The following is a 10,158-nucleotide window of genomic DNA, read 5'->3' as shown; positions in this document are numbered from 1 at the left end:
CGAAGAGGGTGCCCAGCGCCCGGGGGCCCGTTACACGCGGGCCCGCGCTTCGGCCGTGACCTGGCCTAAAGCGCGCGGCCCCGCGCGGCGCGGCGGGCTCGTCCCGGCTGTCACGCGGGCCCCGCGAGGGCTCAGGCGGAGACCTTCCCGGCCTCGTGCCCCTCCTCGGCCGCGATGCGCTTGTTGCGCTGCACCGAGGACCAGAAGGAGGCGGCGATCAGGACGACGCCGATGAGCCCGGTGACGACCTCGGGGATCTCGTACCGGATGGTGACGAGGAGGAGGACGGAGAGGGCGCCGATCGCGTAGTGCGCGCCGTGCTCCAGGTAGACGTAGTCGTCCAGGGTGCCCTGGCGGACGAGGTAGACCGTCAGCGAACGGATGTACATCGCGCCGATGCCGAGGCCGAGCGCCATCAGGATGATGTCGTTGGTGATCGCGAAGGCGCCGATGACCCCGTCGAAGGAGAAGGAGGCGTCGATCACTTCGAGGTAGAGGAACATGAAGAAGGCGCCCTTGCCGGCGAGCGCGACGGCGGAGCGGGGCTTGCCGCTCTTGGCCGCCTCCTCCTCACGCTCCTCCTCGGCCTCCTCCTCGTCTTCGAGCTTGTTCTCGAAGAACCCGGAGAGCCCCCCGACGATGAGGTACGTGATGAGCCCGGCGATCCCGGAGAGCAGGACCGTCTCCGCCTTGTCCACGTGCCCGCCGCCGTGCACGTGCGCGTGCGTGGCGACCGTCATGGAGGCGATGAGCAGCAGGATCAGGGCGACGCAGACCGACAGCATGTCGACCTTGCCGAGCTTGGCGAGCGGGCGTTCCAGCCAGCCCAGCCACTTGATGTCGCGGTCCTCGAAGATGAAGTCGAGGAAGATCATCAGCAGGAACATGCCGCCGAAGGCGGCGATGGCCGGGTGGGCGTCGGTGACGAGTTCCTGGTAGTGGTCCTTGTTGTTGATCGCGAGATCGACGGCGTCGACCGGGTTGATCTTGGCGGTGACCGCCACGATCAGCACGGGGAAGACGAGCCGCATCCCGAAGACGGCGATCAGGACGCCCACGGTGAGGAAGATCTTCTGCCAGAAGGCGTTCATCTTCTTCAGGATTCCGGCGTTGATCACCGCGTTGTCGAAGGAGAGCGAGATCTCCAGGACCGCGAGGATCGCCACGACGCCGAAGGCGGTCCAGCCGCCGTAGAAGGCGGCGGCGACCAGCCCGAGCACGGTGATCCCGAAGGACCAGCCGAAGGTTTTCAACAGCACTGCGTATTCCCCATCGTTGGAGGGTCCCTCCGGACCTGTCTGGAGGAACACTCCCTCCGCGCCGTGTCCGGCTTTACGAAACGTTGACCCCGAAGTCTAGAGCGATGCCTCTCAGGCCGGACGCGTACCCCTGGCCCACGGCCCGGAACTTCCATTCCTGCCCGTAGCGGTAGACCTCGCCGAAGATCATCGCCGTCTCGGTCGAGGCGTCCTCGGAGAGGTCGTACCGGGCGAGTTCCTGCCCGTCCGCCTGGTTGACCACGCGGATGAAGGCGTTGGACACCTGCCCGAAGCTCTGCCTGCGGGCCTCGGCCTCGTGGATGGAGACGGCGAAGACGATCTTGTCGCAGTGGCCGGGGACCTTGTTCAGGTCCACGAGGAGCGATTCGTCGTCGCCCTCGCCCTCACCGGTGAGGTTGTCGCCGGTGTGCTCGACGGAGCCGTCCGGGCTCGTGAGCTGGTTGTAGAAGACGAACCACTCGTCGCCCAGCACCCGCCCGTTCGCGCACAGCAGGGCGCTGGCGTCGAGGTCGAAGGGGGCGCCGGTGGTGGAGCGGGCGTCCCAGCCGAGGCCGACGAGGACGTTGCTCAGGTTCGGCGCGGCTTTGGAGAGGGAGACATTGCCTCCCTTGGCGAGCGTGACACCCATGTGTTTCCTCCCCTGGTGGACCGCTGAAGAGCGGAGGCGGTACGGAACGGGCCGCGCGCCGCCGCCGTCCGGTGACGGAGGGGCGCGCGGCCGGTGCCTGCCTGGTACGGCTCAGAACTTCGTACGGACCGGCCCCGCGGGGCCCGGCCTCGTACGGCCCAGAACCCGCGGCTCAGACGTTGACGCCGAAGTCCTGGGCGATGCCGCGCAGGCCCGAGGCGTAGCCCTGGCCGATGGCGCGGAACTTCCACTCGGCGCCGTTGCGGTACAGCTCGCCGAAGACCATGGCGGTCTCGGTCGAGGCGTCCTCGGAGAGGTCGTAGCGGGCGATCTCGGTGCCGCCGGCCTGGTTCACGACGCGGATGAAGGCGTTGCGGACCTGGCCGAAGGACTGCTGGCGGTTCTCGGCGTCGTAGATCGAGACCGGGAAGACGATCTTGTCGACGTTCGCGGGAACGGCGGCCAGGTTGACCTTGATCGCCTCGTCGTCGCCCTCGCCCTCGCCGGTGGTGTTGTCACCGGTGTGCTCGACGGAGCCGTCGGAGCTCTTGAGGTTGTTGAAGAAGACGAAGTCCCCGTCGCCGGAGACCTTGCCCTCGGCGTTGGTGAGGATCGCGCTGGCGTCGAGGTCGAAGTCGGTGCCGGTCGTCGTGCGCACGTCCCAGCCGAGACCCACGGTCACGGCCGTGAGGCCGGGGGCCTCCTTGGTCAGGGATACGTTGCCGCCCTTGCTGAGGCTGACTCCCACGGGTCCTCCAATGATGTCGGGGTGGGTGGCGAGTGCCGGTCGCCACCTTCGTACGTCGTTGTCCGGGACAACGTACGGATAGTAGTGACCGGTTCCCGCCCGGAACGGGCTCTTCCGCCCGGGGCCCGGCGGCGCGTGTCGGGACCCCGGGGATGTGCGGGGTCAGAGCGTGTCGAGCGCCTTGAGGTACTCGCCGAGGTCGCGCGCGTCCGGGAGGTCGTTGACGACCGTCCAGCGCACGACGCCCTCCTTGTCGATGATGAAGGTGCCGCGCACCGCGCAGCCCTTGTCCTCGGCGAAGACGCCGTAGGCGCGGGAGACCTCGCCGTGCGGCCAGAAGTCGGAGAGCAGCGGGTACTCCAGGCCCTCCTGCTCGGCGAAGACGCGCAAACTGTGCACCGAGTCGTTGGAGACGGCGAGCAGCTGGGTGTCGTCGTTCTCGAACTTCGGCAGCTCGTCGCGCAGCGCGCACAGCTCGCCGGTGCAGACCCCGGTGAAGGCGAACGGGAAGAAGAGGAGCACGACGTTCTTCTCGCCCCGGAAGTCCGAGAGGCGCACGGTGCGGCCGTGGTGGTCCTTGAGCTCGAACTCGGGGGCCTTGGTGCCGGCCTCGATCGCCATGGGTACCGATCCTTTGCGGTGATGCGTACGGGAAGCGGCGCCCCGGGCCACGAGGGCCCGGCGCCGGTCCCACCACCCTACGCACCGGGCCCCCGCCGCCCGCGAGGAGTCCGCGGGGCGAAGGGGGCCCGGTGGGCGCCGTACGGTTCAGCGCTTGGTCTTCGAGTTGCCCTTCGGGGTGACCAGGCGGGTGCCGATCCAGTCCTTGCCGACACTCGTGCTCTTGGTCTGGGTGAATCCGGCGGTCCGCGCCGCGTCGTTGATGTCGCTCGGCTCGACGTACCCGTCCCGGCCCGTCTTGGGGGTCAGAAGCAGGACGAGGTCACCGTCGTCGACCAGCTGCGAGGCGTCGACCAGCGCGTCCGTCAGGTCGCCGTCGTCGTCGCGGAACCAGAGCACCACTGCGTCGACGAGGTCCTCGTAGTCCTCGTCCACCAGCTCCGTGCCGGTGGTTTCTTCGATGGCCTCGCGGAGTTCCTGGTCGACGTCCTCGTCGTAGCCGATCTCCTGGACCACCTGCTCGGGCTGGAAACCCAGCCGTACGGCAGGGCTGGTCCGCTCCTCCGCGTGGTCCGCGGTCGCGCTCACGGATTGCCTCCTGATCGTTTCGGGATGTGCTGCGCCCCCGCGGGCGCGGGGGCATGGGGCGTAGTCCACACGGGCGGGACCGATCGCGCAAGTACCCGGCAGCCGAGACCGTCGAAACGGTGACTTTCCGGGCGGTGTCCTCCAACTTCGGACACCGTTGCGCTCCGCTTCGTGCAGCCGCCCATGCCTCCCATTGTTCCCCAAATCTCCCGCCCGGCACCCCGGCCCCCCTCCCGGGGCCCCGCTGATCCAGCCCCTCCGGTTGCGGGAGCGGGGTTCGGGGGCGCGGCGCCCCACGATCCAGCCCCTCCGGCGTTTGAGGAGCGGGGTTCGGGGCGGAGCCCCGAGGGAAGCCGACGGAGAGGGCGAACCCGACGCGCCAGGTTCACCGTACGCACCCGTACCCGCACTTATCGTGTCAACCCCACCGCCGCCCCCGAAGGGAACCCCGTGCCCCAGGACCCCACCCCGATCATCATCGGCGGTCTCCCCAGCCAGGTGCCCGATTTCGACCCCGAGGAGACCCAGGAGTGGCTCGACTCGCTCGACGCCGCCGTGGAGGCGCGCGGCAGCGAGCGGGCCCGCTACCTGATGCTCCGCCTCATCGAGCGGGCCCGCGAGAAACGCGTCGCCGTGCCGGAGATGCGCAGCACCGACTACGTCAACACGATCGCGACGAAGGACGAGCCCTTCTTCCCGGGGAACGAGGAGGTCGAGCGCAAGGTCCTCAACGCCACCCGCTGGAACGCGGCCGTGATGGTCTCGCGCGCGCAGCGTCCCGGGATCGGGGTCGGCGGGCACATCGCGACGTTCGCGTCCTCGGCGAGCCTCTACGACGTCGGCTTCAACCACTTCTTCCGGGGCAAGGACGGGGGCGACGGCGGCGACCAGATCTTCTTCCAGGGCCACGCCTCGCCCGGCATCTACGCGCGCGCCTTCCTCCTGGACCGGCTCACCGAGGCCCAGCTCGACGGCTTCCGGCAGGAGAAGTCGAAGGCCCCCGACGGGCTGCCGAGCTACCCGCACCCGCGCTCGATGCCGGACTTCTGGGAGTTCCCGACCGTCTCGATGGGCCTCGGCCCGCTCTCGGCGATCTACCAGGCGCGGATGAACCGCTACATGGCGGCGCGCGGGATCGCGGACACCTCGCGCTCGCACGTGTGGGCCTTCCTGGGCGACGGCGAGATGGACGAGGTGGAGTCGCTCGGCCAGCTCGCGATCGCGGCGCGCGAGAACCTCGACAACCTGACCTTCGTCGTCAACTGCAACCTCCAGCGCCTGGACGGCCCGGTGCGCGGCAACGGGAAGATCATCCAGGAGCTGGAGTCGCAGTTCCGGGGCGCGGGCTGGAACGTCATCAAGCTGATCTGGGACCGCACCTGGGACCCGCTGCTCGCGCAGGACCGGGACGGGCTCCTGGTGAACAAGCTGAACACGACGCCGGACGGCCAGTTCCAGACGTACGCGACGGAGACGGGCGCGTACATCAGGGAGCACTTCTTCGGCGGCGACCAGCGGCTGCGCTCCATGGTCGAGGGCATGAGCGACGACCAGATCCTGCACCTCGGGCGCGGCGGCCACGACCACCGCAAGGTGTACGCGGCGTTCTCGGCCGCGAAGGAGCACAGGGGCCAGCCCACGGTGATCCTCGCGCAGACCGTGAAGGGCTGGACGCTCGGCCCGAACTTCGAGGGCCGCAACGCGACCCACCAGATGAAGAAGCTCACGGTGGACGACCTCAAGGGCTTCCGCGACCGCCTCCACCTGCCGATCCCGGACAAGGACCTGGAGGGCGGGCTGCCGCCGTACTTCCACCCGGGCAGGGACTCCGAGGAGATCCAGTACATGCACGAGCGGCGGCAGGCGCTCGACGGGTACGTGCCCACGCGGGTCGTGCGCGCGAAGCCGCTCGAACTGCCGGGCGACAAGACGTACGCGACGGTGAAAAAGGGCAGCGGGCAGCAGTCGATCGCCACGACGATGGCCTTCGTGCGGCTGCTCAAGGACCTCATGCGGGACAAGGAGATCGGGCGGCGCTTCGTGCTCATCGCGCCCGACGAGTACCGCACCTTCGGGATGGACTCCTTCTTCCCGAGCGCCAAGATCTACAACCCGCTCGGCCAGCAGTACGAATCGGTCGACCGTGAACTCCTGCTCGCCTACAAGGAGTCGCCGACCGGCCAGATGCTGCACGACGGCATCTCGGAGGCGGGCTGCGTCGCCTCGCTCATCGCGGCGGGTTCCGCCTACGCGACGCACGGCGAACCGCTCATCCCGGTCTACGTCTTCTACTCGATGTTCGGTTTCCAGCGCACCGGCGACCAGTTCTGGCAGATGGGCGACCAGATGGCGCGCGGTTTCGTCCTCGGCGCGACCGCCGGGCGCACGACACTGACCGGCGAGGGACTCCAGCACGCGGACGGGCAGTCCCAGCTGCTCGCCTCGACGAACCCGGCGTGCGTCGCCTACGACCCCGCGTACGGCTACGAGATCGCGCACATCGTCCGCGAGGGGCTGCGGCGCATGTACGGGCCCGACGCGGAGGACGTCTTCTACTACCTGACGGTCTACAACGAGCCGGTCCAGCACCCCGCCGAGCCGGAGGACGTGGACGTCGAGGGCATCGTCAAGGGCCTGCACCTGCTGCGCCGCGGCGAGGCCGGGAGCGGGCGCGCGCAGATCCTCGCCTCGGGCGTCGCGGTGCCCTGGGCGCTGGAGGCGCAGCGACTGCTCGCGGAGGACTGGGACGTGCGCGCGGACGTGTGGTCGGCGACGTCGTGGAACGAGCTGCGCCGCGAGGCGGTCGCGGCCGAGGAGCACAACCTCCTCCACCCGGAGGAGGAGGCGCGGGTGCCGTACGTGACGCGGAAGCTCGCGGACGCGGGCGGCCCGTACGTGGCGGTCTCCGACTGGATGCGGAGCGTTCCGGACCAGATCGCGCGCTGGGTGCCGGGCCGGTACGGGTCCCTGGGGGCCGACGGCTTCGGCTTCGCCGACACGCGGGGCGCCGCGCGGCGGTTCTTCCACATCGACGCGCCCTCGATCGTGCTGGGTGTCCTGACGGAGCTGGTGCGCGACGGGGCGCTCGAACGCGGGGTGCTGCGGCAGGCGATCGACCGCTACAGCCTGCTCGACGTGGCCGCCGCCGACCCCGGTGCGGCCGGGGGCGACGCGTAGCCCCTCCCCCGGGGCGGGCCCCCGTGCGAGCCGCTCACCTCTCCCAGATCTTGAAGGCCCTTACCCGGTAAGGCGATTCGGGAAGCCAGGTGCCGCCGCCGGGGTACGTCTCGAACTCCCCCGTCTCACCGCACTCCGCGGACTGGTAGGTCGTGACGGGGCGGCCCGTGCGGTTGGCCAGGGAGAGGGCTCCCGCTCTGCCGCTCAGCGGGACGCAGCTCTCGATGTCGGTGCCGGAGAGCTCGTGCACGGTGCGGCGGCCCCCGTACCCCGTGCCGGGCCACAGGCACAGCTCGCCCCGGCCGCAGGAGCCGGAGGAGCCGGCGGAGCTCGTGGCGGTCCCGGCGCGTGCCGGGGCCGCCGCCCCCTTGTGCGCCGGGGCCGCCGCCTCGGCCGGGGTGAGGAGGGTCGCGCCGAGGGCGAGGGCGCAGGCGAGCGTCGTGAGGGTCGTACGCATGGGGGCGGGGTCCTTTCGGTGACTGCCGGTTCCGAGGCGCACTCTGGGCCGCCGGATGCCCGCCCTGGAAGCCGCCACGAGCCGGTCCGCACTGATAGGGGAAAAGCCCCCGGACGACGAGAAGGGCCCCACCGGGTGAACCGGCGGGGCCCCTGGTTGACGGGTGACGGGCGGGTCAGACGTGCGCGGCGCCCGCGCCCTCCACCGCGTTGTCGCCGCGCTTCGTGAGCGTCGCGACGGCCGCGGCGACGAGCGCGACGATCCCGGCGACCGTGCAGGCCAGGCCCATGCCGGACATGAAGGTGTCGTGGGCGACCGTCGTGATCTGCGCCGCGACCTCCTTCGGGGTGTGCGGCGGGATGGGCGGCACGCCGAGTTGGACGGCCTGGGAGGTCTGGTCGAGCTGGGCGCCCGTGAGCTTCGGCAGGCCCGCGTCCGTCCAGTTGCCGGGGAGGTCCTTGTTGACGCGCGCGGCCATCACGGCGCCGAGCACGGCCGTGCCGAGCGCGCCGCCGACCTGCATCGCGGACTGCTGGAGGCCGCCCGCGACGCCGGAGAGTTCGAGCGGCGCGTTGCCGACGATGACCTCCGTGGCGCCCACCATGACGGGCGCGAGCCCGAGCCCGAGGAGCGCGAACCACAGCGACATCGTGACCGTGCCCGTGTCCGCCTCCAGGGTGGAGAGCCCGAACATCGAGGCCGCCGTGGCGAGCATCCCGCCGACGAGCGGCACGCGCGGCCCGAACCGCGTGATGAGCACCCCGGCGATCGGCGAGGTGATGATCATCATGGTGGTGAGCGGGAGCAGGTGCAGACCGCTGTCCACGGCGCTCAGGCGGTGCACGCCCTGGAGGTAGAAGGTGACGAAGAAGATGCCGCCGAGGAAGGCGATCGCCATGAGCACCATGAGCACGGTGCCCGCCGAGAGCGCGACCGAACGGAACATCGCGAGCGGGACGAGGGGTTCCTTCGCGCGCGTCTGCCAGAAGGCGAAGGCGGCGAAGCACACGACCGAGAAGCCGAGAAGCCCCCACGTGCGGCCGTCGCTCCAGCTCCAGCCGTCACCCGTTTTGATGATCGCGAAGATGAGGGAGCACATGGCCCCGGAGAGCAGCACGATCCCCGGGACGTCGAAGGAGCGCGGGGCGTTCTCGGCCCGGTGGTCCTTGAGGATGAACAGGCCGAGGACGAGGGCGGCGACACCGACCGGCACGTTGACGAAGAACACGGACTGCCAGGAGACGTGCTCGACCAGCAGCCCGCCGACGATGGGCCCGCCCGCGGTGGACGCGCCGATGACCATGCCCCAGATGCCGATGGCCATGTTGAGCTTCTCGGCGGGGAAGGTCGCGCGCAGCAGCCCGAGCGCGGCCGGCATCAGGAGCGCGCCGAAGAGCCCTTGCAGGACGCGGAAGGCGACGACGAGCGAGACGCTGGAGGAGAGCCCGATGATCCCGGAGGCGAGCGCGAAGCCCGCCACGCCTATCAGGAAGGTCTGCCGGTGGCCGAAGCGGTCACCGAGCTTGCCCGCGGTGATGAGCGCCACCGCGAGGGCGAGGAGGTAGCCGTTGGTGATCCACTGCACCCCGGCGAGGCTCGTGTCGAGGTCGTCCGCGATGGCCGGGTTGGCGATGGCGACGATGGTGCCGTCCAGGGCGACCATCATGACGCCGATGGCAACGCCGAAGAGCGTCAGCCAGGGACGGCCGCGCAGGCTGCCGCGGGCTCCCTTGCCGGGGGGCGCGAGCGGCGTTCCGTCCTTCGGTCCGACGGTGGTCTGACTAGTCATGGGCGTCAAATTACTGTCAGCGCCTGACAGTTGACAATCAATTTCATGTGCCGGCCGGTGACGGGACCGGGGCCGGGAACAAAGCGCCAGCTCACGGGCGCGGGACCGGACGAGGAGCGAGGAGCAAGGTGACGGAGCAGCGGCAGGGCGAGGCGGCACGCGCGCAGGACGGCCCACGACAGCACGACGGCCCGCCCGGACCGCCGGGCCCCGGCGACGAGTCCGGCCCCGGGGGTCGCGTGCCGCGCGGGCTGCGCGAGCGCAAGAAGACGCGCACCCGGGAACGGCTCCTGCGCACGGCCCTGGAGCTCTTCGCCGAGCGCGGCTACGAGGGGACGACGGTGGACGAGATCGCCGCCCGCGCCGGAGTCGCGACCCGTACCTTCTTCCGCTACTTCGCCACCAAGGAGCACGTGGCCCTCGCGACGCAGGAACTCATCGAGCGCTGGTTCCTCCAGGCCCTGCGCGCCCGCCCGGCGGGCGAGCCGCCGGTGCTCGCGCTGCGCCGCGCGGTCCTGGAGTCCTGGGGCGAGCTGCCCGAGGTGGCCGGGCTCTCCGTCCCCGTGGACCTGCACCTGCGGACCTGCCGCCTCGTCGCCCGCACCCCGGCGCTGCTCGCCGCGCGGCTGCGGCGGGCGGCCGGGTGCGAGGCGGAGATGGCGCGCGTGATCGCGGCGCGCGAGGGCCTCGACCCGGAGCGGGACCTGCGCCCGCACGTCGTGGTCGCCGCCTTCGGCGGTGTCATGCGGCTCACCGAACACCGCTGGGGCGCGGGCCGGGACGGCAGCGCCGAGGCGCTGCGCGCCCTCGCCGTCCAGCACCTGGACCACCTGGCGCCCGCGCTGGCCGGCGCCTGGGGCGAGGAGGACG

The 10,158-nt window shown here is 70.8% G+C and carries 9 protein-coding genes; 2 read left to right on the top strand and 7 right to left on the bottom strand.

Annotation, left to right across the window (positions count from 1 at the left end):
• Positions 1–131: 131 nt before the first annotated feature.
• The 5 genes from SSBG_RS21825 to SSBG_RS21805 all read right to left on the bottom strand — a co-directional run bounded on the left by SSBG_RS21825 (position 132) and on the right by SSBG_RS21805 (position 3,865).
• Positions 132–1,259 carry a DUF475 domain-containing protein gene (locus tag SSBG_RS21825; RefSeq protein ID WP_008748237.1) on the bottom strand — a complete coding sequence of 376 codons (1,128 nt, stop codon included), beginning with the start codon at positions 1,257–1,259 and terminating at the stop codon, positions 132–134.
• Positions 1,260–1,332: 73 nt separating this feature from the next.
• On the bottom strand, positions 1,333–1,908 hold the full coding sequence (locus SSBG_RS21820) for a TerD family protein (RefSeq protein ID WP_008748236.1): 576 nt from the start codon (positions 1,906–1,908) through the stop codon (positions 1,333–1,335).
• Positions 1,909–2,080: 172 nt separating this feature from the next.
• Positions 2,081–2,656 (bottom strand): TerD family protein, encoded by a 576-nt coding sequence (locus tag SSBG_RS21815; RefSeq protein ID WP_008748235.1) that lies wholly within the window; start codon positions 2,654–2,656, stop codon positions 2,081–2,083.
• Positions 2,657–2,818: 162 nt separating this feature from the next.
• Entirely contained in the window at positions 2,819–3,277 is a 459-nt protein-coding gene (locus SSBG_RS21810) for a peroxiredoxin (protein ID WP_008748234.1), read from the bottom strand.
• Between the two features lie 147 nt (positions 3,278–3,424).
• Entirely contained in the window at positions 3,425–3,865 is a 441-nt protein-coding gene (locus SSBG_RS21805; RefSeq protein WP_037870365.1) for a DUF3052 domain-containing protein, read from the bottom strand.
• A gap of 450 nt (positions 3,866–4,315) precedes the next feature.
• Between SSBG_RS21805 and aceE the strand changes: the two genes are divergently transcribed.
• On the top strand, positions 4,316–7,042 hold the full coding sequence (gene aceE / locus SSBG_RS21800; protein WP_008748232.1) for a pyruvate dehydrogenase (acetyl-transferring), homodimeric type: 2,727 nt from the start codon (positions 4,316–4,318) through the stop codon (positions 7,040–7,042).
• A 34-nt stretch (positions 7,043–7,076) separates the two neighbouring features.
• On the opposite strand, the gene SSBG_RS21795 is transcribed toward aceE, so the two are convergent.
• Positions 7,077–7,499 (bottom strand): peptidase inhibitor family I36 protein, encoded by a 423-nt coding sequence (locus tag SSBG_RS21795; protein WP_008748231.1) that lies wholly within the window; start codon positions 7,497–7,499, stop codon positions 7,077–7,079.
• Positions 7,500–7,674: 175 nt separating this feature from the next.
• On the bottom strand, positions 7,675–9,288 hold the full coding sequence (locus SSBG_RS21790; RefSeq protein WP_008748230.1) for an MFS transporter: 1,614 nt from the start codon (positions 9,286–9,288) through the stop codon (positions 7,675–7,677).
• Between the two features lie 239 nt (positions 9,289–9,527).
• Here SSBG_RS21790 and SSBG_RS21785 point away from each other — a divergent pair.
• Positions 9,528–10,158: TetR family transcriptional regulator (locus SSBG_RS21785; protein ID WP_008748228.1), on the top strand; the 631-nt coding region annotated here is incomplete at its 3' end.

The sequence above is a fragment of the Streptomyces sp. SPB074 genome, from assembly GCF_000154905.1.
In the GTDB taxonomy this organism is placed as follows: Bacteria; Actinomycetota; Actinomycetes; order Streptomycetales; family Streptomycetaceae; genus Streptomyces.
Note: the sequence above shows the minus strand (reverse complement) of the source record. Positions and strands in the feature narration are given on the sequence as shown.